Annotated in this window: 24 protein-coding genes; 9 read left to right on the plus strand and 15 right to left on the minus strand. The window is 69.8% G+C overall.

The features are described 5' to 3' along the window. The 3 genes from AB0M47_RS33805 to AB0M47_RS33815 all read right to left on the minus strand — a co-directional run. On the minus strand, window positions 1–882 hold an 882-nt coding region (locus AB0M47_RS33805; RefSeq protein ID WP_363421346.1), incomplete at its 3' end, for a phosphatase PAP2 family protein. Window positions 883–919: 37 nt separating this feature from the next. Then, entirely contained in the window at window positions 920–1504 is a 585-nt protein-coding gene (locus tag AB0M47_RS33810; RefSeq protein WP_363421348.1) for a LysE family translocator, read from the minus strand. Beyond that, window positions 1504–2241, minus strand: a complete 738-nt coding sequence (locus AB0M47_RS33815; protein ID WP_363421350.1) for a metallophosphoesterase — start codon at window positions 2239–2241, stop codon at window positions 1504–1506. Before AB0M47_RS33815 ends, AB0M47_RS33810 begins: the two co-directional genes overlap by 1 nt. 62 nt (window positions 2242–2303) lie before the next feature. Here AB0M47_RS33815 and AB0M47_RS33820 point away from each other — a divergent pair, with 62 nt between their 5' ends. Beyond that, window positions 2304–2861, plus strand: coding sequence for a CGNR zinc finger domain-containing protein (locus AB0M47_RS33820; protein ID WP_363421352.1), 558 nt, complete (start codon window positions 2304–2306; stop codon window positions 2859–2861). Between the two features lie 9 nt (window positions 2862–2870). Here AB0M47_RS33820 and AB0M47_RS33825 read toward each other — a convergent pair whose 3' ends face one another. Together AB0M47_RS33825 and AB0M47_RS33830 are read right to left on the minus strand one after the other, a co-directional pair. Next, entirely contained in the window at window positions 2871–3437 is a 567-nt protein-coding gene (locus AB0M47_RS33825) for a WHG domain-containing protein (protein WP_363421355.1), read from the minus strand. Further along, window positions 3430–4260, minus strand: a complete 831-nt coding sequence (locus AB0M47_RS33830; protein ID WP_363421357.1) for an alpha/beta hydrolase — start codon at window positions 4258–4260, stop codon at window positions 3430–3432. The genes AB0M47_RS33825 and AB0M47_RS33830 overlap by 8 nt, the downstream gene beginning before the upstream one ends. 258 nt (window positions 4261–4518) lie before the next feature. On the opposite strand from AB0M47_RS33830, the gene AB0M47_RS33835 reads away from it, so the two are divergent. Next, window positions 4519–5643, plus strand: coding sequence for an LLM class flavin-dependent oxidoreductase (locus AB0M47_RS33835; protein WP_363421393.1), 1125 nt, complete (start codon window positions 4519–4521; stop codon window positions 5641–5643). Next, entirely contained in the window at window positions 5640–6272 is a 633-nt protein-coding gene (locus AB0M47_RS33840) for an FMN reductase (RefSeq protein ID WP_363421359.1), read from the plus strand. Before AB0M47_RS33835 ends, AB0M47_RS33840 begins: the two co-directional genes overlap by 4 nt. Window positions 6273–6290: 18 nt before the next feature. Here the strand turns inward: AB0M47_RS33840 and AB0M47_RS33845 are convergent, their stop codons facing one another. Both AB0M47_RS33845 and AB0M47_RS33850 read right to left on the minus strand, forming a co-directional pair. Then, entirely contained in the window at window positions 6291–6836 is a 546-nt protein-coding gene (locus AB0M47_RS33845; RefSeq protein ID WP_363421361.1) for a response regulator, read from the minus strand. After that, on the minus strand, window positions 6833–10942 hold the full coding sequence (locus AB0M47_RS33850) for a HAMP domain-containing protein (protein ID WP_363421363.1): 4110 nt from the start codon (window positions 10940–10942) through the stop codon (window positions 6833–6835). The genes AB0M47_RS33845 and AB0M47_RS33850 overlap by 4 nt, the downstream gene beginning before the upstream one ends. Window positions 10943–11081: 139 nt before the next feature. On the opposite strand from AB0M47_RS33850, the gene AB0M47_RS33855 reads away from it, so the two are divergent. Together AB0M47_RS33855 and AB0M47_RS33860 are read left to right on the plus strand one after the other, a co-directional pair. Then, window positions 11082–12647, plus strand: coding sequence for a SpoIIE family protein phosphatase (locus AB0M47_RS33855; protein WP_363421365.1), 1566 nt, complete (start codon window positions 11082–11084; stop codon window positions 12645–12647). Between the two features lie 51 nt (window positions 12648–12698). After that, entirely contained in the window at window positions 12699–13007 is a 309-nt protein-coding gene (locus tag AB0M47_RS33860; RefSeq protein WP_363421367.1) for an STAS domain-containing protein, read from the plus strand. Window positions 13008–13183: 176 nt separating this feature from the next. Here the strand turns inward: AB0M47_RS33860 and AB0M47_RS33865 are convergent, their stop codons facing one another. Next, on the minus strand, window positions 13184–13843 hold the full coding sequence (locus AB0M47_RS33865) for a GNAT family N-acetyltransferase (RefSeq protein ID WP_363421369.1): 660 nt from the start codon (window positions 13841–13843) through the stop codon (window positions 13184–13186). 58 nt (window positions 13844–13901) lie between these two features. Here AB0M47_RS33865 and AB0M47_RS33870 point away from each other — a divergent pair, with 58 nt between their 5' ends. Together AB0M47_RS33870 and AB0M47_RS33875 are read left to right on the plus strand one after the other, a co-directional pair. Further along, window positions 13902–14291, plus strand: coding sequence for a DUF4180 domain-containing protein (locus AB0M47_RS33870; RefSeq protein WP_363421371.1), 390 nt, complete (start codon window positions 13902–13904; stop codon window positions 14289–14291). A 40-nt stretch (window positions 14292–14331) separates the two neighbouring features. Next, window positions 14332–14676: an NIPSNAP family protein gene (locus tag AB0M47_RS33875; RefSeq protein ID WP_363421373.1), complete on the plus strand. Its 345-nt coding sequence runs from the start codon at window positions 14332–14334 to the stop codon at window positions 14674–14676. Here AB0M47_RS33875 and AB0M47_RS33880 read toward each other — a convergent pair. From AB0M47_RS33880 to AB0M47_RS33890, 3 genes are all read right to left on the minus strand, one after another. Next, on the minus strand, window positions 14645–15535 hold the full coding sequence (locus tag AB0M47_RS33880; protein WP_363421375.1) for an NAD-dependent protein deacetylase: 891 nt from the start codon (window positions 15533–15535) through the stop codon (window positions 14645–14647). The two genes, AB0M47_RS33875 and AB0M47_RS33880, sit on opposite strands and share 32 nt — an antisense overlap. 44 nt (window positions 15536–15579) lie before the next feature. Then, window positions 15580–16665, minus strand: a complete 1086-nt coding sequence (locus tag AB0M47_RS33885; protein WP_363421377.1) for an IS30 family transposase — start codon at window positions 16663–16665, stop codon at window positions 15580–15582. Window positions 16666–16758: 93 nt separating this feature from the next. Beyond that, window positions 16759–17214 (minus strand): GNAT family N-acetyltransferase, encoded by a 456-nt coding sequence (locus AB0M47_RS33890; protein WP_363421379.1) that lies wholly within the window; start codon window positions 17212–17214, stop codon window positions 16759–16761. A gap of 52 nt (window positions 17215–17266) precedes the next feature. Between AB0M47_RS33890 and AB0M47_RS33895 the strand changes: the two genes are divergently transcribed. After that, window positions 17267–17479, plus strand: a complete 213-nt coding sequence (locus AB0M47_RS33895; RefSeq protein ID WP_363421381.1) for a hypothetical protein — start codon at window positions 17267–17269, stop codon at window positions 17477–17479. Between the two features lie 87 nt (window positions 17480–17566). Here AB0M47_RS33895 and AB0M47_RS33900 read toward each other — a convergent pair whose 3' ends face one another. Beyond that, window positions 17567–19195 carry an FAD-dependent oxidoreductase gene (locus AB0M47_RS33900; RefSeq protein ID WP_363421383.1) on the minus strand — a complete coding sequence of 543 codons (1629 nt, stop codon included), beginning with the start codon at window positions 19193–19195 and terminating at the stop codon, window positions 17567–17569. Then, window positions 19192–20643: an MFS transporter gene (locus AB0M47_RS33905; protein ID WP_363421385.1), complete on the minus strand. Its 1452-nt coding sequence runs from the start codon at window positions 20641–20643 to the stop codon at window positions 19192–19194. The genes AB0M47_RS33900 and AB0M47_RS33905 overlap by 4 nt, the downstream gene beginning before the upstream one ends. A 96-nt stretch (window positions 20644–20739) precedes the next feature. On the opposite strand from AB0M47_RS33905, the gene AB0M47_RS33910 reads away from it, so the two are divergent. Beyond that, window positions 20740–21198, plus strand: coding sequence for a MarR family transcriptional regulator (locus AB0M47_RS33910; protein WP_363421387.1), 459 nt, complete (start codon window positions 20740–20742; stop codon window positions 21196–21198). Between the two features lie 39 nt (window positions 21199–21237). Here the strand turns inward: AB0M47_RS33910 and AB0M47_RS33915 are convergent, their stop codons facing one another. Both AB0M47_RS33915 and AB0M47_RS33920 read right to left on the minus strand, forming a co-directional pair. Then, window positions 21238–22227 (minus strand): NAD(P)-dependent alcohol dehydrogenase, encoded by a 990-nt coding sequence (locus AB0M47_RS33915; RefSeq protein WP_363421389.1) that lies wholly within the window; start codon window positions 22225–22227, stop codon window positions 21238–21240. Between the two features lie 86 nt (window positions 22228–22313). After that, window positions 22314–22979: a TetR/AcrR family transcriptional regulator C-terminal domain-containing protein gene (locus AB0M47_RS33920; RefSeq protein WP_363421391.1), complete on the minus strand. Its 666-nt coding sequence runs from the start codon at window positions 22977–22979 to the stop codon at window positions 22314–22316. Between the last annotated feature and the right edge of the window lie 102 nt (window positions 22980–23081).

The raw sequence follows: 23081 nt of genomic DNA on the forward strand, positions 1-23081 counted from the left end.
GTCGAATCTTGGACCAAGATTCGACACGGAACCCTGATCCAGCGCTAAAGGAACAGCGGGGGCCAGGGGCGCGGCGGGGGCCAAGGGGGTGGCGGGGGCCAGGGCCACGGGGGTGGCGGCCGGGGGTGGGGCGGGGGCCGTGAAGGGGCGGCGGATGAGCAGAAGGATCAGCGCCAGGAAGGCGCACGCGACGATGCCGTCCAGCCAGTAGTGGTTCGCCGTGGCCACCACGACGAGCGTGGTGATGATCGGATGGGCCAGCCACAGCCACCGCCATCGCGACCGGGTCATCACGATCAGGCCCAGTGCGACGACCACCGCCCAGCCGATGTGTAGCGAGGGCATCGCGGCGTACTGGTTGGCGAGGGTGTCGGTGTCGGGCTCGGAGTAGACCGACGGCCCGTAGATCGCGGCGGTGTCGATCAGGCCGAACGCTCCGACGAGACGCGGCGGCGCGAGCGGGAACAGCACGTGGACGGCGAGCCCCGCCGCGGTCAGCCCGGTCAGCACCCGCCGGACCCACAGGTAGTACGCCGGTCGTCGCAGATAGGTCCAGACGAGGAACGCCGCCGTCGCCGGGAAGTGCACCCAGGCGTAGTAGGTGTTGACCACCTGGACGAACGTCGTGTTGTGCAGCATCGCCGCCTGGACGGACAGTTCAGACGGCAGCCGCAGCCAGCGTTCGGCGTTCCAGACCCGCCCGGCGTTGGCGTACGCCTCGTCGACGTGGCCGCTCGCGACCAGCCGTCCCGCCTTGTACGCCAGGAACAGCACCGTGACCAGAATCAGTTCCCGGAGCGGGTGCGGCCGGGCGTCGGCCGGGGCGGCCCGGTGAACGACGCTGGGGCGTTCCAATAGCCGGGACATGAACAGATCATGCACCCGTGGATCAAGCCCGTGGGGGCAGCCGTGACCGCCCTCACGCGGCCAGCGTGCGTACGCCGAGGAAGACCAGCACCGCAGCGGCGCTCCGTCGGATGCCCGACGCCCAGCGACCAGACCGGATCATTCGCCCGACCCGGGTCAGAACCGCCGTCCAGCCACCGAGCCAGGCCGTGATGAGCAGCGCGTGCGCGGTCGCGAGGACGAGGATCTGCGGCGCGAGCGCGTGCCGCGGATCGACGAACTGCGGCACCAGGGTCAGGTAGATCGAGGCCGCCTTCGGGTTGAGCACGTTGCCCAGGTACGCCTGCCGGAACGCCGGTCTTTCCGGACCCTGCGGCGACGACGGCTCCGGCGCCGGTCGCGGCGCCCGCCAGGTCCACAGCCCGAGACCGACGAGATAGCCCGCCCCCGCCACGCGTACCACTAGGAAGGCCTGGCTGGACTGCATGACGACCGCCGCCAGCCCCACCATCGCGAGCAGCGCGTGGGTGTAGATGCCCGCGACCGTGCCCGCCACCACCGGCAGCGCCCGGCGCGGGCCTCGCGCCATCAGCAGCGCGAGGCTCGCCCCGGGCGTCGCGATCAGCGGGAGGATCGCGAGCAGGAATCCGGCGACCATCAGACGACGACTCGGTAGTGCGTCGTCAGCACGCCGTCGCTCAGCACGTGGTAGGCCAGCCCCGGAGGCGCGTCGAGGTCCGCGAGCGCCGTGCCCTCCCAGGGCAGCCGCAGCGTCCACGTCACCGCCGGGCCGACGAGCACGGGCCGGCCCGCGAAGGTCGAGACCGCGGCCGTGTGCGCGTGCCCGGTGATCAGGGCTACCACCGACGGGTACGCCGAGAGCAGCTCGGCCAGCTCGGCTTCGCGCTGGAGCCGGTAAGCGTCCGGCAACGGGTGGTGCATGGCGGCGGGCGGGTGGTGGAAGGCGAGGAAGGCCGGGGCGTCTCGGTGCTGGTCGAGGGTGGTTCTGATCCAGGCGGTCGTCTCGTCGTCGAGGAGACCCTCGTCGTTGCCCGGGACGCTGGAGTCGCACATGAGGAGCACCGCGTCCTTGATCTTGTGCAGTTCGTTGATCGGCCCGGCCGACGGCGGCTCGCCCAGCAGGAACTCCCGGTACGCCGGTCGCGCGTCGTGGTTGCCGGGGCACCACAGCACCGGGGCTGGGAAGTCGCTCAGCAGCTCGGCGGCTTCGGCGTACTCGGCCGGGGCGGCGGTGTCGGCGATGTCGCCCGTGACGAGCAGGGCGTCCACCGGCTGCGGCAGATTCCGCAGGTACGCCACGGTCTTCGCGGCCCGCTCGGTGGCGCGCGCGGTGCCGTCGAGGTGTAGGTCGCTGATCTGGGCCAGCAGCAGCATGAGATCTCCCTAACGGTAAAACTTCCTTTTTCCGTTAGGCACGCTAGCGTACGCTTCATCGCATGGTCAACACGGTGGCGCTCGATCTCGCGAGCACGATCCGGCACGACGGCGACGGAGGCGTCCTCGACACCCTGACCTCGGTCGACGGCCTTTCCGAGCTCCTCGCCTCGACGGGGCTCGCGTCGATCGGGACGGCCGCTCTACTGCCCCGGGTGGTCGAGGTACGCGCCGCGACCCGGGCGCTGTTCGCCCGTGCGGTCGAGCCGGGGCCGCCGAGCCGGGCGGACGCGAATCGCCTGATGCCCCTGGACGACGCCGTGGCGCTGATCAACCGCTATGCGGCACTGGCTCCGGTGACGCCGGCCCTTTCCTGGCCGCCGACGTCCACAATGCACACCGTCGCCGGGGTGCCGCCGGACGACGCCGTGCTCGCCACGCTCGCCCGCGCCACCATCGACTTCCTCACCAGCCCGGATGCCGCCGACCTACGCGCCTGCACCGCACCCCGATGCGTTCGGTACTTCGTGAAGGGCCACGGACGGCAGGAGTTCTGCAAGCCGTCGTGCAGCAACCGGGCCCGGGCCGCTCGCCACTATTCGCGTACGCACGCGGCATGACGCTGGGACTCAGTGCTCCTTGGCCAGCGGCAGGCCCTCGATGACCATGCGCACCAGCAGGTCGTAGCTCTCATCCACGTTCTCGGCCAGGCCGAATCCCCCGGCGACCTGGATCGAGGCGAACCCGTGGCACGCCGCACGCAGCGCTCGGGCGGCGTGGATGGCGGCCGATCCTTCCAGCCCGAACCCGCGCAGCACGGCGAGAAACACCGTCAGCATCCGGACGGCCGCCTCGGCTTCCCGGGTGTTCGGCGGGGCGGCCTGCACGGTGAGGGCGTACCGGTGGGGGTTGTCGATGGCGTACGCCCGGAAGGTGACGGCCAGCGCCCGCAACGCGTCCGGCCCCGACCGGCCGACGCAGTCGGCACCCAGGCGTTCGGTCAGGTCGTCGATGATGCGTACGCGCAGCAGGCTGACCAGCTCGTCCAGGTTGCGGATGTGCTTGTAGAGCGCCGGGACCGCGACCCCGGCCCGTTTCGCGACCGCGGTCAGGGTGAGCCCGGTCAGCCCGTCGTCGTCGAGGACGCCCAGCGCGAGGTCCACGATCGCGCCGGGCGTCAGCCCCGCCCTAGGCATCCGCGTACTTGCTGAGGAAGGGCAGGATCACGTCGGCCACCTGCTGCGGCATCTGCGTGTGCGGGTAGTGCCCCGCGCCCTCGATCATCGCCACCGAGCCCAGCCCGGCCGGCATCGTCGCGACGATCCCCTCGGCCTCGGCGACCGGGCTCGGGAAGTCGGGGTCCAGCGTGCCCATCACGACCAGCGCCGGGCGCTGGATGTGGGCCAGCTTCGCCCCGGCGTCGGCGCCGGACGCGAAGGCCATCTTGGCCCCGGCCGCCATCCGGCCCGGCTCGCGCAGGTTGCGCTCCAGCATCGCCAGCTGCCCCTCGAACGCGGCTCCCGAGGTCCCCGGGTACGCGTGCCGCAGGTACGACTTCCACAGCCCGGTGCTCCGGAGCGCCATCGAGGCCGCGATGAGCGAGATGCCCTTCACGAAGCGCCCGTTGACGTCGCCCAGCTTCATCTTGGCCTTACGCGTACCGGGGTCGATCTCGACGATGGCCCGGACGAGTTCGGGGGCATCGGCCGCGAGGATGTTGGCCACGCCGCCGGCGAACGAGTGCCCGATGAAGATCGCCGGTTCGCCGAGGTGCCGCAGCAGTGCGATGAAGTCCTTCGCACTGTCGGTCCGCGTGTAGGACGCCCAGCCCGTGCTCGACTCGCCGTGCCCGCGCAGGTCGGCGTTGACCACCCGGTAGCCCTCGTCGACCAGCAGCGGGACCAGGAACCGGAAGGCTTCGCGGTTGTCGGCGAGCCCGTGGCCCAGGACCACCAGCGGCCCCTCGCCCACCACGTCGTACGCGATCGTGCCGCCCTCTACCGCCAGAAACTCGGTCATCAGACCCTCCCCTTGCTGTACATCCCGGGCTTGTTAGCCCCTGTAGCCATAAGGTTAATGCCTTTAACCAACGAGCGCAAGTCCGGTGCCGTAGGTTGGAGACCATGCCGCTTACCCATCTGCGTACCCAGGTGCCAGCCGGAACCGACGGGGTACGGGTGACCGGAAACGCGGTCGCCTGCCCCGCGCGCCGGAATAGTTGAACCGTCAATTACTGTTGGCTTCAGCGTGACAACGACTGAGGAGAAGGCCATGGGGATGCAGTTCGGGATCTTCACCGTCGGCGACGTGACGCCGGATCCGACCAACGGCACCACGCCGACCGAGGCCGAGCGCATCAAGGCGATGACGACCATCGCGCTCAAGGCCGAGGAGGTCGGGCTCGACGTCTTCGCGACCGGTGAGCACCACAACCCGCCGTTCGTCCCGTCCTCGCCGACGACGATGCTCGGCTGGATCGCGGCCAAGACGTCCAAGCTGCTGCTGTCCACCGCGACGACGCTGATCACCACCAACGACCCGGTGAAGATCGCCGAGGACTACGCGATGCTCCAGCACCTCGCGGACGGCCGCGTGGACCTGATGCTCGGCCGCGGGAACACCGGCCCGGTCTACCCCTGGTTCGGGCAGGACATCCGCAACGGCATCGCGCTCGCCGTCGAGAACTACGCCCTGCTGCACCGGTTGTGGCGCGAGGACGTCGTCGACTGGAAGGGCAAGTTCCGTACGCCGTTGCAGTCGTTCACCTCGACGCCGGCCCCGCTCGACGGGGTGCCGCCGTTCGTGTGGCACGGCTCCATCCGCAGCCCCGAGATCGCCGAACAGGCCGCGTACTACGGGGACGGGTTCTTCGCCAACCACATCTTCTGGCCGAAGGAGCACACGCAGCGGATGGTCGGCCTGTACCGGCAGCGCTTCGAGCACTACGGGCACGGCTCGGCCGATCAGGCCATCGTCGGCCTCGGCGGCCAGGTCTTCATGCGCAAGAACTCGCAGGACGCGGTCAAGGAGTTCCGGCCGTACTTCGACAACGCGCCGGTCTACGGGCACGGACCGTCGATGGAGGAGTTCACCGCCGAGACGCCGCTGACCGTCGGCAGCCCGCAGCAGGTCATCGACCGTACGCTCGGCTTCCGCGAGTACGTCGGCGACTACCAGCGCCAGCTGTTCCTCATGGACCACGCCGGCCTGCCGCTGAAGACGGTGCTGGAGCAGCTCGACCTCCTCGGCGAGGAAGTCGTCCCGGTGCTGCGCAAGGAGTTCGCCGCGCTCCGCAAGCCGGGCGTGCCGGACGCCCCCACCCACGCGTCGCTCGTCGCGGCGGCGGCCGCCGCAAAGGACTCCACTGTGGAGGCCGTGTCGGCGGGGAAGGACGGACAGTGAAGCAGCGCACCCTCGCGGTCGTGTCGGCCGGGCTGAGCCAGCCCTCGTCGACGCGGCTGCTGGCCGATCGGCTCGCCGCCGCCACCAGCGGCGAGCTGGATCGGCTCGGCGTCAGCGTCGACACCACCTTCGTGGAGGTACGCGATCACGCCCACGACATCATGAACAACCTGCTGACCGGGTTCCCCGCGGCCGGGCTGCGGGAGGCGATCGACACGGTGAGCAACGCCGACGGCCTGATCGTCGTGACGCCGGTCTTCAACGCCTCGTTCAGCGGGCTGTTCAAGTCGTTCTTCGACGTGCTCGACGACTCCGCGCTCATCGGGCGGCCGGTGCTGCTCGCCGCCACCGGCGGCTCGGCCCGGCACTCGCTCGCCCTGGAACACGCGGTCCGCCCGATGTTCAGTTACCTGCGCTCGCAGACCGTCCCGACCTCGGTGTACGCCGCCCCCGAGGACTGGGCCGGGGCGCCCGGCGACGCCGAGGCGAGCGGAGCGCTCGCCGACCGCATCCGCCGGGCGGCGACCGAACTGGCCGAGCTGATCGATCGGCACGAACCGACCAAGGCGGCCGACCCGTTCGCGCTCACCACGACGTTCGAGGAGCTGCTCGGCGGCTCGTCGGACTGACCGCGCCGGCAAACCCGGCTACGCCAGCGGGTCGATCGACTCCAGCGCCTCGGTCGCACTCTCCGGGTCGCCGTCCCGCAACGCCGACAGCGCCTTGCGGGCGGCCGACTCCAGCTGATCCATCCGCTCCGCCTGCTGCTGGAGGAGCACGTTCTTCGCCCACATCTCGACGAACACCGAGACCTTCGCCCGCAGGATCCACGGATCGAACGGCTTCGTCAGGTAGTCGACCGCGCCGGCGGCGTACCCCCGCAGGGCCAGCCGGGCGTCCCGGTCGGCCGCGGTGAGGAAGATGATCGGGATCTGCCGCGTCCGATCGCGGCTCTTCACATGCGTCGCGGTCTCGAACCCGTCCATCCCAGGCATGTGCGCGTCCAGCAGGATCAACGCGAAGTCGTCCAGCAGCAGCTGCTTGAGCGCCGCCTCACCACTGGCCACCGCCACGGTCACCAGCGGCATCCCCTGCAGGATGGCCTGCAAGGCGATCAGGTTGTCGTTGCGGTCGTCGACGAGCAGCACCTTCGCCGGCTGATCACCCGGCGGCCGTGCGATCGTCCGGCTCATTCGCTCTCCTTCCGCGGGCCGACCCACGTCCCCATCAGCTCGAGCAGCTCGTCGAGGTCGACCGGCTTGGTGATGTAATCGCTCGCGCCCGCCGCCACGGCCGCCTCCCGATCGCCCGGCATCGCCTTGGCGGTCAGGAAGACCACCGGCAGATCGGCGAGTCTCGGATTCCGCCGGATGATCCGGGTCGTCTCATACCCGTCCTGGCCCGGCATCATCGCGTCCATCAGGACGATGTCGATCTCGGGGTGCCCGGCCAGCAGGCGTACGCCGTCGGAGCCGTTGTCGGCGTAGAGGACCCGCATGCCGTGCAACTCCAACGCACTGGTCAGGGCGAACACGTTGCGGACGTCGTCGTCGACGATGAGCACCGTCGTGCCGTCGAGCCGGACGCTGCCACGCTCGCCACCGGACGGGCGCTTGAGCAGGAAACGGCTGGACGGCAACGACTCGGGCACCGGCGTGATCACCGGCCGCGCCGGGATCGTCAGCGCCGGCCGTGCCGGAGCCGCCGGAGCACGCTCCACGCGGCCCGCGAGGAACGAGCCGGGCAGCAGCAAGGTGAACACCGATCCCTCGCCGGGCGTCGACGACACGGTGATGACGCCGCCGAGCAGCCGGGCGAGTTCCCGGCTGATCGACAGGCCCAGCCCCGTGCCGCCGTAGCGCCGGCTGGTCGTGCCGTCGGCCTGCTTGAACTCGTCGAAGATGACGGCGACCTTGTCCGGCGCGATGCCGATGCCGGTGTCGCTCACCCGGAAGGCCACCACCGACGGCGCGGCGGCCAGCGTGGGCTCCTCGTACTCGGTCTCGTGGGCGAGCCCGATCTCCAGCCGGACGATGCCGCTGTCGGTGAACTTGACCGCGTTCGACATGAGGTTGCGCAGGATCTGCTGGAGTCGTTGGGCGTCGGTCACCATGCCGTCCGGCATCTCCGGCGCGACCTCGACCTCCAGCTGGAGCGCCTTCTCCTCGGTCTGCGGCCGGAACGCCTGCTCGGCGTACGCGCAGATCTCGGAGAACGCCACCTGGCCGAAGTCGACGTCCATCCGGCCGGCCTCGATCTTGGACAGGTCGAGGATGTCGTCGATGAGCGCCATCAGATCCGACCCGGCGTTGTGGATGGTGCGGGCGAACTCGATCTGCTTGTCGGTCAGGTTGTCCTCGGAGTTGTCGGCGAGCAACCGGGCCAGCAGCAACAGCGAGTTGAGCGGCGTACGCAGCTCGTGGCTCATATTGGCCAGGAATTCCGACTTGTACTGCGAGGCGGCCGCCAGCTGCTGGGCCTTCTCCTCCAGGCCGAGCCGGGCGAGTTCGATCTCCCGGTTCTTGATCTCGATGTTGCGGTTCTGCTCGGACAGCTGAGCGGCCTTCTCCTCCAGCTCGGCGTTGGTCCGCTGCAACTCGGCCGACTGCTCGCGCAGCTCGTGCGCCAGCCGCTGGGACTGGTCCAGCAGTTCCTCCGTACGCCGGTTGGCCCGGATGGTGTTGAGCGCGACGCCGATGGTGGCGACCAGTCGCTCGAGGAACTCCAGGTGCAGCGTGGAGAACGCCGTCGCACTGCCGAACTCGATCACGCCGAGCAGCGAGCCCTCGAAGAGCACCGGGACGATGACGAGGTCGCGGACCGGGATGAAGGCGGTGCCGGAGGCGATCGCCTGACCCTCCGCTCCGGACACACTGCTGACCCGGATGCTCCGCAGATCGGCGGCGGACTGGCCGATGAGGCCCTCGCCGATGTCGAACGTGGCGTCCTCGCCGCCCGGGCCCAACCCGTACGCCGACACCCGGCGCAGCGGCCGAGCGCCGTCCGGCTCGAAGAGGAAGAACGCCCCGAGGTGCGCCTCCACCAGCGGCGTGACCTCACGCATCAGCATCCGGCAGACCTCGGTCAGGTCGCGCTGCCCCTGGAGCAGCGCGCCGGTCCGGGCCAGGTTCGAGTCGAGCCAGCCCTGATCGGCGTTCTCCTTGGTGGTCTCGCCGAGCGTGATGATCATCTGGTTGATGTTGTCCTTGAGCTCGGCCACCTCGCCCTGCGCCTGGACGGCGATCCGCTGGGTGAGGTCGCCCGTCGTCACCGCCGTGGACACCTGGGCGATCGCACGCAGCTGCGTGGTCAGCGTCGAGGCGAGCTGGTTGACGTTCTCCGTGAGGTCCTTCCACGTCCCGGAGACGCCGAGCACCTGAGCCTGGCCGCCGAGCTTGCCTTCGGTGCCGACCTCGCGGGCGACCCGGGTCACCTCGTCGGCGAAACTCGACAGCTGATCCACCATCGTGTTCACGGTGCTCTTCAGCTCGAGAATCTCACCCCGGGCATCCACCGTGATCTTCTGCTTGAGGTCGCCCTTCGCGACCGAGGTGGTCACCTGGGCGATGTTCCGCACCTGGGCGGTCAGGTTGGACGCCATGAAGTTCACGTTGTCGGTCAGGTCGCGCCAGGTGCCGGAGACACCGCGTACCTGGGCCTGGCCGCCCAGCTTGCCTTCAGTGCCGACCTCGCGGGCGACCCGGGTCACCTCGTCGGCGAAACTCGACAGCTGATCCACCATCGTGTTCACGGTGTCCTTCAGCTCCAGGATCTCGCCCTGCGCCACAACGGTGATCTTCTGCGACAGGTCGCCCTTCGCCACGGCCGTCGCGACCTGCGCGATGTTCCGCACCTGGGCGGTCAGGTTGGACGCCATGAAGTTCACGTTGTCGGTCAGGTCGCGCCAGGTCCCGGCGACGCCGCGTACCTGGGCCTGGCCGCCCAGCTTGCCTTCCGAACCCACCTCACGCGCGACCCGGGTCACCTCGTCGGCGAAACTCGACAGCTGATCCACCATCGTGTTCACAGTGCTCTTCAGCTCGAGAATCTCACCCCGAGCGTCCACTGTGATCTTCTGCGACAGGTCACCCTGCGCCACCGCCGTGGTCACCTGCGCGATGTTTCGCACCTGCGCCGTCAGATTCCCCGCCAGCTGATTCACGTTCTCCGTCAGGTCACGCCACGTACCCGACACCCCACGCACCTGCGCCTGGCCGCCCAGCTTGCCTTCCGAACCCACCTCACGCGCGACCCGAGTCACCTCGTCGGCGAAACTCGACAGCTGATCCACCATCGTGTTCACGGTGTTCTTGAGTTCCAGGATCTCGCCCTGGGCCACCACGGTGATCTTCTGCGACAGGTCGCCCTGCGCCACCGCCGTGGAGACCTGGGAGATGTTGCGGACCTGCGCGGTCAGGTTCGACGCCATGTTGTTCACGGCGTCGGTGAGGTCTTTCCAGGTCCCGGCCACGTTGGGCACCTCGGCCTGGCCGCCGAGGATGCCCTCGGTGCCGACCTCGCGGGCCACCCGGGTCACCTGCTCGGCGAACACCCGCAGGGTGATGATCAGGGAGTTGATCGTGTCGGCCAGGTCGGCGACCTCGCCGCCGGCCGCGATGGTGATCTTCTGCGACAGGTCGCCCTGGGCGATCGCCGTGGTCACGGAGGAGATCGACCGCACCTGGTTGGTCAGGTTGGACGCCATCAGGTTCACGTTGTCGGTGAGGTCGCGCCAGGTGCCGGAGACGCCCCGGACGTCGGCCTGGCCGCCCAGCTTGCCCTCGGTGCCGACCTCCCGGGCCACCCGGGTCACCTCGGCGGCGAAGCTCGACAGCTGACTCACCATCTTGTTCACCGTGCGGCCGATGGTCGCGAACTCGCCTCGCAACGGGCGCCCGTCGATGTCGAGCGTCATGTTCTGCGAGAGGTCGCCCTCGGCGACGGCCACGATCACGCGGGCGATCTCGGCGGTCGGCCGGCCCAGGTCGTCGATCAGGTTGTTGATCGCGGTGATGCCCTCGGCCCAGTCGCCCTCGAAGGTCTCCTCGTCGAGTCGCTCGGTGACACGTCCCTCGCGTCCGACAACGCGTGAAATGCGTAGAAGCTCCCGATTCTGCCGAGCGAGTAACCCGGCCACGTCGTTGAAGGCGTCGGCCGCTTCACCGGCCTTGCCGGGCAATCGGGGCAGCCGGCCCTCGAAACTGCCCTGCTGCACTTCACGAAGGGCGGCGGCGAACTGCGCCCAGGCGGCCTCGTCGTCGAATCCAGCGACGACCGACGCCTCTTCCTGCACCGTCATGGCTTCGTCCCTCCCCGGTGTCCAACCGGCGGAGGCATCGCAACAGTATCGATGCCTCACCCGCAATCCTCGTGCATCCGCCGGGACGGAGCCAAGTCCTTGGCTGGCCGACGCTGCTCATTCAGGCGACACTACAACCGTGCCAGGTGTGGAAACGCAGTCGGACGCGCTGCGATCGGTCGAAGATCTGCTGGCGGTTCAGCGCCCGGAGGGGTCCGGCCGCAGCGCCCGCCACTTCGCCCAGCAGCTCCTGCGCCTCCTGCTGCCCCGGCTCGCCACGCCCGGGGTGAGCGTCGAACTCGACCGCGCGGACGGGCGTGGCGCCATCACGCTAGCGGCGGCCGGGCGGCCGCCCGGCGAGCCGAGCGCCGCGCTGCGCGTACCACTGGAATTGACGGCGCCCTGGACCGGCGACATCCTGATCGCGCCGAACGAGCCCGCCGAGACCCGGACCCTGTGCCGCCTGGCCGCCCAGCGGCTGGGCACGGTGCTGGAGCATGAGCGCCTGCGCGAGGCCGACCTGCGGCGGCGCGAGTGGCTCACCTACCTGGTGGAGGTCGGCGACCTGCTGGCGCACTCGATCGACACCGCGCTCACCGAGGCGCTGATCCCCCGGCTCATCGTCCCCCGGCTGGGTGACTGGTGCGCGCTGCTGACCATCTCCGACGGCCGGCCGCAGGTCGCCGCGGTCGCCCACATCGAGGAGGCGGCCGCCTCCAACATGCTGTCGCCGCACCACGAGCTGGGCCGCCGGCTGACCTCGGACGAACTGGCGGAGGCGGTCGAGACCGGCGCCACCACGGCGCTGTCCGACCCGCCGGCCTGCCTGGTGGTGCCGCTGCTGGCGCACGGCCGGCTGCTCGGCGCGCTGGCCGTCGGGCACGCCACCACGCCCGACGCCGAGACCGTCACGATCGCGGAGGAAGTAGCCCGGCGCGCGGCCACCGCCCTGGACAACGCCCACGTCCACGACGAACGCAGCCAGATCGCCCGCATCCTTCAGGAAGCCCTGCTCCCGGGTGACCTGCCCAAGCTGCCCGGCGTCGACATCGGCGCCCGCTACCTGCCCACCGGCCATTACGCCGAGGTCGGCGGCGACATGTACGACGTCATCCCGCTGCCCGGCGGCGGCTGCCTCGCGGTCGTCTGCGACGTCGCGGGCAAGGGCATCCAGGCGGCCAGCGCCACCGGCATCGTCCGCGAGGTGCTGCGCGCGCTGATTGCCGACGGCAAGCCGGTCGGCGAGGCGCTCGCCGGACTCAACACCACCATGCACGCCCGCTCCGACCGCCACTGCACACTCGCGCTGGCGGAGATCGCGCCAGCCGGCGACCACCACGGCGATCGCGCGGTCACGGTCTATCTCGCCGGCCATGACCAGCCCATATTGGTACGCGCGGACGGCGCGGTCGCGTCCGCCGGCAAATGGGGAACAGCCCTGGGCGTGGTGGCTCGCGTCCACTGTCCACCCGAACGGCTGACGCTGCACCCCGGCGACGCGCTCGTCTTCTTCACCGACGGCCTCACCGAACGCCGCAGCGGCCGGGAGTTCTTCGGCCTGAACCGTATGCTGGACGCCGCCGCGCAACTCGCCGGCAATCCGGCCGACGTCATCGCCGACGGGCTGGCGACGATGGCGCTCAACTTCTCCGCCGAACCCGTACGCGATGACATCACGGTCGTAGCGATCCGCAACGACGGCTGACACACTCAAGTGTCAGTGGGAATCGGGTGGCCTTGATCGGGAGGTGCGTGGTTGGCGACGCACACCGCGCGCGTGGTGGGCGACGACTGTGTCGTCACCCTGTCCGGGGAGATCGACATGTCGAACTCCAGCGAAGTAGAAACCTGGCTGAACGACGCCATCGAGCACAACGGCTGCAGCCGGCTCGAAGTCGACCTCGGCCCGCTGGACTTCCTCGACTCCTTCGGCATACGGGCGCTGCTCCGCGGCCGGGAACGAGCTGACTCCGCCGGGGTGGCGTACCGGCTGACGAACCCGAACGCGCTGGTCGAACGAATCCTGCGCACCCTAGGCCTCTACGACCACCTCACCACCTGGTAACTCCCCACCCTCCGCCCCCGCGCCGCTCCGCCCCCACGCCCCCGCGCCCTCCGGCTTTCTCCGCGTTGATCATGGAGTTAACTGTGGTCTCGACGGCGTGGCGAGGGGGTAAACCCCATGATCAACGCCGCTGGGGCGGGGTGTGGGGGCGGCGGGGCGAGCGGACTGGCAAAGGGTCAGCCGAAGACGCCGATGATCTTCCAGCCTTCGTCGGGGAAACCGGCGCGCAGCGCCGTCCGGTCGGAGGCGACGTTCGCCGGGTCGTGAAGGTAGATCGGCACCGCCCCGGCGGCCAGGATCCAGCGCGCGGCCTGCGCGACCAGGCGCGCGGCCAGCCCCTGCCCCCGGTACGCCTCCTCGGTGCCGACCGAGATCTCCATCCCGGCCGCGTTGTGGCGCTTGATCCCGACGCCGGCGGCGTACGTGCCGTCTTGGGCGAACGCGATCAAGGCGTCGCCACCGAACGGGTGCAGCCACAGCGGGACACGGGGATCGGCGATCGGCACCCACTCGCCCGCGTCGGGAAGGGCGGCCGGCTCGGTGGACCACCGGAACACTCCCGCGAAGACGCGGGCGTCGGGCCGCCCGAGCGCCGCCGGGAGATGGCTGTCCACTTCGGCCCAGTCGCGTACGCCGGACCGCACCGTGTCGGCGAGGTCGGGCGGGACCGACAACACCCCGCCGTCGGGCGTACGCACGCCGACCACCTCACGCACGGAACCGTCCCAGCCGGGCTGCGTACGCAGCGCACTGCCGACGATCGTCAATCCCGGGGTGCCGGGCCACTCGCCCAGCCACTCGGTGAGGAACTTCTCCAGCCCACCCGTGCCGCTCATCTTCACCTCACCGTTATTCCCCGATCGCGCCCGCCGTAGTGCTCTAGGATCAGTCGTCGTGACCACCGAGCTGCACGGCGTACCAACTATGATCGTTTCGCCTGAGGGGCCACCCTTCACCGGGGAGGCCGATGTGACCGACCTCATCGGCGATGCCTTCGGTTGTGCCGCTGAGCTGGTCGTTCTGCCCGCGGACCGGCTTCCGGCGGAATTCTTCACCCTGCGGAGCGGCATCGCCGGCGCGATCGCCCAGAAGTTCGTGAACTACCACATCCGGCTCGTGATCGTCGGCGACATCTCCGAGCACGTCGAGCGCAGCACCGCGCTGCGGGACTTCGTCGTGGAGACCAACCGCGGCCGGCAGCTCTGGTTCCTGCCTACGTTGGCCGACCTGGAGACGCGCCTGGCCGCTTCCGCTTCCGCCGGAGCGCCCGACCAGCATCACTGACGGCCCCGTGCGCCGCATCGACCACGGGTAGGCTCCCGCCATGCCCGTGCTGGAGATCCGCACCTATCGCCTCAAGCCTGGTACGCGAGACGAGTTCGTCCGCGTGATGCGGGAGGATTCGGCGCCGCTGCTGGCCGCGGCCGGCATCCGCGTCCTCGACGCCGGACCGTCACTTGTGGACGAAGACGGTTTCGAGGAGGCGTACCTGGTGCGGGTGTTCGACTCGCTCGACCACCGGGACGCCCAGGAAGAAGCCTTCTACGGGTCGGCCGTCTGGCGCGAAGGGCCCCGCGAGGCCATCGTCTCCCGGATCGAGACCTATCACACGATCGTCGTCGAGGTCCCCGAGGCCGTCATCGCGAACTGGCGACCGGCCGCGCCGTGATCCGGGCCGCCAGCTGCGGCAACACGACACCGAGCGGTGCGTCGACCCGGAGATCGGCGTACGCGTCCCCACGGGTCTCGCCCTGGTTGACGATCGCCACCGGGATGCCGAGCTTCGCCGCGCGCAGGACGAACCGGCGACCGGACATGACCGTCAACGACGACCCCAGCACCAGCAGCAGGCGCGCGCCTTCGACGAGCGCGTAGCTGTCGCGTACGCGGTCGACGGGGACGGCTTCGCCGAAGAAGACGACGTCGGGCTTGAGGACGCCGCCGAGACAGGTCGTGCAGTCCACCGGCAGGAAGCCGTCGAGGGCGGAGTCGTCGAGGTCGACGTCGCCGTCCGGGTTCACCGCGAGGATCTCCGCGTCGAACCCGGGATTCGCCACCCGCAGCCGGTCGTCGTGCCGGTCGCGGGGGGTGTCCTCGCCGCAGGCGAGACAGACGATGCGGTCGAGGTTGCCGTGCAGTTCGATGACGGACCGGGCACCGCCCGCCTGGTGCAGGCCGTCGACGTTCTGCGTCACGATCCCGTCGAGTACGCCCGAAGCCTCCAGCGCGGCGACCGCCCGGTGCCCCACGTTCGGCTCCGCTCGGGCGATCCGCCGCCAGCCCAGATGGCTCCGCGCCCAGTAGCGGCGACGAGCGAGCGGATCGCCGACGAACGTCTGATACGTCATCGGCGTATGCCGTCGCGCCACGCCACTCGGTCCGCGATAGTCGGGTATGCCCGATTCGGTGGACAGCCCGGCGCCGCTGAGCACAGCGACGCCACCCTCCCCGGCGAGACGGGCGAGGGCGTCCAGCTGAGCGTCGATCACGCATCCATGCTGCCTCGCCGTACGCCGAACCGCACCCATCCCCGTTGATCATGGGGTTCACACCCTCGACACACCGGGCGGTCTCAACCGGTCGGTGCAAGCAGCCGTTGTAGGCGCTCGGCCGGAGTGTCCCAGCCGAGGGTTTCGCGCGGTCGCCGGTTCATTTGAGCGGCGACCGCGTCGAGGTCGTCCTGGCCGATGGTGGTGAAGTCGAACTTGCCTTTGGGGAAGTAGTCGCGCAGCAGGCCGTTGGTGTTCTCGTTGGTGCCGCGCTGCCAGGGCGAGTGCGGGTCGCAGAAGTAGACGGCGCAGTCCGGTGCCAGTTCGAATTCGGCGTGGTTGGCCATCTCCGCGCCTTGATCCCAGGTCAGGGTCTTGACCAGGCGGCTGTCGGCGGCGGGATTCACCTGCCAGGACAGGCGTGCGAACAGGCCTCGGACCACCTGCAGCACCTCGGGACTGCTGCGGTCGACGGGCAGGCCACCAAGCAGCACGAACCGGGACGCCCGTTCGACGATGGTCACGATCGCCGAACGGCCATAGGCGCCGATGAGCAGGTCACCTTCCCAATGCCCGGGCACGGCCCGGTCGGCGACCTCGGCCGGACGCGCCGAGATGTGCAACTCCTCGGTGATCCAGGGACGGTTGCGTATCGCCCGCCGCGCCGCGACCGCCTCCCGGGACTGGCTACGCCGGGCCTTACGCCTGACCCGCAACTGGTCATCGACCAACTGCCGCAAAGCCCCCCGCGACTGCACATAAATCGCCTGATAGATCGTCTCGTGCGACACCTGCAACTCCCGATCGGCCAACAGCCGAAGCTTCGCCGCGATCTGCTGAGGCGACAGCCTCTCAACCAACCCTGCCACAACCTCATCCCGCAACCGGCCCGCCGTCGCGAGCTTGGCCGGCTTAGGCCGCCCACGGGCGGTGTCGGCCCGCTTCTGCGCCGACACCGCGCTGTACCCCCACCGGTACAAACCCCGCCGCACCCGCCCTAACGGATTCTTCACCCCATGCCGATACGAGTTATACCGCTCGATCTCCCGCCACACCGACGAGAACGCCACTCCCACCGCCGCGGCAATCTCCTCCAGAGTCTTACCCAGCCCCCACAGATTCTCGATCACCTGCCGCCGGTCAGCGTTGAGCACATGCGCCCTAGCCATCAACCCCTCCTCAACCAGCCCATGCACGGATCAACGATCACTTGCACGGACTGGTTGAGGCGAAGCGGTGTGTCGTGACCGGAAACCCCATGATCAACGCAGGGTCAGTTTGTAGCCGAGGTGGCTCTGGGTGAAGCCGAGCCGGTCGTAGAACCGGTGCGCCTCGGTACGCGACTTGTCGCTGGTCAGCTGCACCATCACGCAGCCCTCCGTCCGGGCGGTCTCGATCGCCCATCGGATGAGCTGCTTGCCGAGCCCGCCGCCGCGCAGGTCGGAACGGACGCGTACCGCTTCGATCAGCGCGCGGCGGGCTCCTTTGCGGCCGATGCCCGGAATGATGGTGAGCTGCATGGTGGCGATCACCTCACCGGCCACCTCCCCGACGACGAGGCGCTGATGCGGGTCGGCGTCGATCTCGGCGAAGGCGGCGGCGTACGCCGGGTCGTCGGGCGCACCCTCCCGGGTAGCTCCCAAGTGGTCGTCGGCCAGCATGGCGACGATGGCGGGCAGGTCGGCGGCGGTGGCGCGGCGTACCGCAAGATCAGTCACAGCTTCGACGATATCGGTCTGCCGACTTGATCGAGTTTTCTACGCTGGGCACATGAACCGCATCACCCGCCTGTGGGCCGCGCTGGTCGTCGGCCTGTTCACCGTGCTGGCCCTCCCCGGGGCCGCCTTCGCCGCCGAGGACGAGTACCTGCGCCGCCGTCCGGGCGGCTTCGGCTTCTGGGGCTGCAGTGCTGTCTGCTGCATCGTCGTAGTCGGCGGCATCGTCGCCGCGATCTTCCTGATCACCCGCAACCGCCGCAAGTAGGTCCCGGCGAAGAAGAGGTGGCGCCGGCAGGCGGGCCGGCGCCACCGGCTCAGCGGGTTGCCGCAGCTGAGCGGCTCGGCCACCGGTTCAACGGCCGGCCGCCGCGTGCTGGGCGGCCCGGTAACCGAAGACCATGGCGGGGGCGATGGTGGACCCCGGTCCCGGATAGGTCCGGCCCATCACGGACGCGGTGGTGTTGCCTGCGGCGTACAAGCCGGAAATGACCGAGCCGTCCGCGCGGAGCACGCGCGCGTCGGCGTCGGTGAGCAAGCCGCCCTTGGTGCCGAGATCGCCCGGGTAGATGCGGACCGCGCGGAACGGCCCCTTCTCGAGCGGGCCGAGATTCGGGTTCGGTGCGACCCGCGGGTCGCCATAATAGTTGTCGTACGCCGTCCGGCCGCGGCCGAAGTCGGCGTCCACCCCGGTACGCGCGAAGCCGTTGAACCGGCCGATGGCCTGGGCGAGCCGCGTCGGATCCATCCCGATCCGGACGGCCAGCTCGGCCGGGGTGTCCGCCTCGACGAGGATGCCCGCCGCCGCCCACTCCTTCTTCTTGCCCAGGTACGCCGAGTTCAGGTACCGCCGGGCGTGCCGCGCGTCGCTGATCATCCACATCGGCCCGGGAACCGGATGGTTCAGCATGTCGTGGCCGAAGTCGATGTACGAGGCGGACTCGTTCGTGAAGCGCTCGCCGTGGGCGTCGACCACGATGCTGAACGGCAGCGACCGCTCGGCGACGAGGAACGCGGCCTTGCCGTCCGGGCCGACGAACGAACCGCCCCACCAGGCGTCGTCCATCAGTTCGAGCGCACCGCCGGCGCGGGCGCCGATCTCGATCGCCGTGCCCTGGTCGCCCTCGGGGGCCGAGGAGTGGCCCTCGACCCCGTGATACTTCTCGCGCCAGGCCTGATTGTTCGCGAACCCGCCGGCGGCCAGGACGACACCCTTCTGCGCTCGGATACGCAGCGGCTTGCCGTCCTTCTCGACGATCGCGCCGGTGACGGCGCCGTCTTCGACGACGAGGTCCACCAACGGCGTCGACGTCCAGACCGGCGTGCCCTGCGTACGCACGATGTGCATGAGGGAGCCCGAGAGGGCGCCGCCGATGCCGACCGGGCGCTTGCCCGCCAGGTATTGGCCGAGCGTCCGGAAGACGAACCGGGCACCGCGGACGAAGCCGCTGACAGTGGACCAGGCCCGGGCCAGGAGCCAGACGTCGTCCGTCGCGAGCGGGGCGGGAACCCCGTCCTTGACCCGCGAATCGGCGTACGCCTCCCCGAGCAGCTTGGTGTTGAACGCCTTGACCTCGATGGACCGGCCGATCTTGCCGCCGGCGCGGTCGGGGTAGTAGTCCGGGTAGTCCTTGGCCCGCTTCCACTTCACCCCGAGCCGCCCGAGGAAGGCCACCATCTCCGGGCCGGTCTCGACGAACGCGCGACGGCGTTCGGGCGACGACGCCGGTCCGGCGTACTCGATGACCTCAGCGAGGTAGGTCAGCGCCTCCGTGGGCGAGTCCTGGACCCCGGCCCGCAGCATGAGCGGGTTGGCCGGGACCCAGAGCCCGCCGCCGGAGACGGCGGTCGTGCCGCCCCACTTCGCGGTGCTCTCCACGACCAGGACGTCGAGCCCGCGGTTGGCCGCGGCGATCGCGGCGGTCAGCCCGGCCGCGCCCGATCCGGCGACCAGCAGGTCCACGGTGTCGTCCCAAGTGGTCATCGCGCCCCGGCCTCGGACACGACCGCTTCCTCGGCGTACGCCGGGACGAGCTCCGACTCGGGCACGATGCTCTTCGACTTGGTGGGGATGACGGCCGCGACGATGGCCGCACCCAGCGCGACGCCCGCACCGATGAGCAGACCGGTCCGGAAGCCGGATTCGGACGGCAGCACGTAGGGACCGAACGCGGTGGTCATGTTGGCCAGCACGACGCCGATGATCGCAGCGGAGACCGACGAGCCGATCGAGCGCATCAGCGTGTTGAAGCTGGTCGCGGCGGCCGTCTCGCTGTGCGGCACGGCGCCCATGATCAGCGCCGGCATCGCGCCGTACGCCAGGCCGACGCCGGTACTGGTGATGATCGTGACGACGAGCAGACCCCAGGTCGAACCGAGCAGCGCCATGGAGGAGGCGTAGCCGATCGCGATGACCAGGCTGCCCACGGCGAGGGTCACCTTCGGGCCGCGCGCGGCGGTCAGCTTCGCGCCCAGCGGAGACAGCAGCATCATCATGAGTCCGGCCGGAGCCATCCACAGGCCCATCGCCAGCATCGACTGGCCGAGGCCGTACCCGGTCTCCTTCGGCAGCTGGAGCAGCTGCGGCATGATCAGCGACTGGGCGTACATGGCGAAGCCGACCAGGATCGACGCGGCGTTGGTGACCAGGACCTGCGGCCGGGCGGTGACGCGGAGGTCGACCAGCGGCTCCCGCGTACGCAGCTCCCACCAGCCCCAGGCAACCAAGATCACGACGGCGGCGGCGAACAGCCCGAGCGTGGTGCCGCTCGTCCAGCCCCAGTCGGAACCCTTGGAGACGGCGAGCAGCAGGCTGACGAGCGCTACGCCGAGGCCGATAGCGCCGGGGAGGTCGAACCGAGCCGGGTTCTTCTCCCGCGAGCCGCCCGGGACGAACAGGGTGATGAGGACGCCGACCACCAGGCTCAGCGTGGCCGCGGTCCAGAACAGGACACGCCAGCTGCTGTTCTCGGCGATCGCCGCGGCCAGCGGCAGGCCGAGCGCGCCGCCGACGCCCATCGAGGCGCTCATCAGCGCGATCGAGCCGCCGAGCTTCTCCGGCGCGACGACGTCGCGGAGCAGGCTGATGCCGAGCGGCACGATGCCCATGCCGAGGCCCTGCAGGCCCCGGCCCACGATCATCGGGACGACCGACGACGACAGTGCGGCGATGACCGATCCGAGGACCAGGGGCAGCACCGAGATCAGGAGCATGCGGCGCTTGCCGTACATGTCGCCGAGCTTGCCCGCGACCGGGGTGGCGACCGCCGCCGAGAGCAGGGTGGCCGTGATCACCCACGACGCGTTGGACGAACTGGTGTGCAGCAGCGTCGGCAGCTCGCCGATCAGCGGCACCACCAGCGTCTGCATCAGGGCGGCGACGATGCCGGCGGCCGCGAGGACGGCGACTACAGGTCCGGAACGGGATTTCATTACGTGTACGCTACACACGATGTGTACGATGCATAAGGAGTGTATGAGGCACATCACTTAAGCTGACATCGGCCACGGCTGAGGAGAGTGGGGCGCATGCGGAAGCCGACAGACCTCGTCGAGATGGAGACCATGCTGCTCGCCAGGCACATCCACCTGCGCAGCCGAAGCAGCGGGATCCAGCTGGACCGGAGCGCGTACGTGCTGCTCAGCCGCATCCACCTCGAAGGGCCGATGTCGATCGGGCAGCTGAGCGAGGCGTTCAGCCTCGACGCGTCCACCCTCAACCGGCAGACCGCGGCGATGATGCGGGAGGGCCTGATCGAGCGCATCCCCGACCCCGACGGCGGCATCGCGCGCAAATTCCAGGTCACGCCGGAAGGCGTACGCAAGATGGAGGCCGACCGCGCGTTCGGCGTGGCCGGCCTGGATCGGGTGCTGGAGAACTGGACGGCGGAGGAGGTCGCCGACTTCGTCGAGATGCTCAAACGGTTCAACACCGACATCGAGCGGCTCGACGGGCGCCCCTGGCCGCGCCCCGACATCGACAGCTGACCGCTGTCGGCTGGCGGCTGGCGGCTGGCGGCTGGCGGCTCAGGGAAGGCTGACGACGACCTTGCCGGAGGCGTGCCCGGCCTCGACGTAGCGCATCGCGGCCGGCAGCTCGGCGAAGGTGAACTGCCTGTCGATCACCGGCTTGACGTCGCCGTTGTCCGCGTGGCGGCCCAGCTCTTCGAGGTTCCGGGCGCTGCCCGGGCCGATCTCCACGTCGGTCCCCAGGATGCGCTGCGAACTGAACTTGCCGATCAGCTCGCCGGCGATCCGGTGGTCCATCGGCCGGAACCAGCGGCCGGCCTTGCCGCCGATGATCACATAGGACCCCTGCGGGCGGAGGATCCGTTTGGCCGCCGTGATCCGGGGGCTGCCCGCGATGTCCACCAGCACGTCGAAGTCCCGGGCCACCTTGGTGAAGTCCTCGGCGGTGTAGTCGATCACGGCGACCGCGCCGAGCCCCTTGACCAGGTCGGCGTTGCGTCCACCGCAGACGGCGGTCACCTCCGCGCCCGCCGTCCGGGCCAACTGGACGGCGAACGTGCCCACGCCGCTGGAGGCGCCGTTCACCAGCACCCGCTGGCCGCTGCGGACTTGGGCGTCGTCGCGTACGGCTTGGATGGCGGTCGCGCCGGCCATGGGCACCGCGGCGGCCTCCTCGAAGGAAAGGCTGCTCGGCTTCGGTGCCAGCAACTCCTCCGGTACGCACGCGTACTCCGCGTATGACCCGTGGGTGACCAGTGCGTACACGTTGTCGCCGGGCTGGAAGGCGGTGACGCCGGAGCCGACGCCCTCGACGACCCCGGCGAGATCGCAGCCGAGGATCGAGTGCTGGGGCCGGCGCCTGCCGAACCCGCCGGGGACGAGACGGGCCGCGCGGGGCTCGCCCCGCATGTGGTGCCAGTCGTACGGATTGACGGACGTCGCGCGGATCTGGACGAGGACCTCACCCGGCCCCGGCTCGGGCTTGGGAACCTCGCTGAGCAGCAGATTCTCCGGCGGTCCGTACGCGTGGAGCAGATACGCCTTCATCGAGAACTCCTGACCTTACGTTGTAAGTCTTACGTTGTAAGGTAGCCTTACGCCGTAAGGGCGGTCAAGGGGTCAGCGAGCGGAAATCAGCGAAGCCGGTCGAGGCCGTCGAGGACGATGTCGAGCCCGAACTCGAATTCGGCCTGGTCGTCGCACCAGCCGAGGGTGGAGTCAGGGTCGTCGTGGGCGATCTCGGACAGCATGCCGACCAGATTGGGCAGTCGCTTCGCCATGGCGGCCATGACCGGATCGGGTTCGCCCGTGGCCGGCCCGTTCCCCGGCGTGAACAACTCCTGGGTGAAGCCCACCGCCCGGCTGCCCAAGGCGTGCAGCGCGTGGTGGGTCTGGTCGTGCGAGAACCCGCCGTCAGACATGATCCCGACCAACGCGTCCATGTGCAGCAGGATCTCCGGGCTGGCATTCGTCCGCGACTCGATCAGCGCCGGCGCCCACGGGTGGCGCAACAGCACCTCGCGCGCCGCGAGAATGCGTACGCGCGCCGCCTTCTTCCAGCCGTCGCCGTGGCTGGGGAGCGTCACGCGGGCGGCGGCTTCGTTGATCTCCGCGCCGATCACGTCGACGATCCCGTCGAGGACCTGCTCCTTGTTGGCCACATGGTGGTAGAGCGACATCGCCTCGGCGCCCAGCTCCTCGGCGAGGCGGCGCATCGTCACGGCGGAGATTCCGCCGGAGTCGGCGAGCTCGACCGCGGCCCGCAGGACCCGGTCCCGGCTCAGGGCAGGTCTCGACACGCGGCCATCTTACAAGGTAAGGCGGATGGATCATGCGGCGGCGGCCGTTGATCATGGAGTTTCCAGCTTCGACACACCGCCGAGACCACGGTTAACTCCATG

Origin of the sequence: Hamadaea sp. NPDC051192 (assembly GCF_040682475.1) — a bacterium.
GTDB classification, from domain to species: Bacteria; Actinomycetota; Actinomycetes; order Mycobacteriales; family Micromonosporaceae; genus Hamadaea; species Hamadaea flava.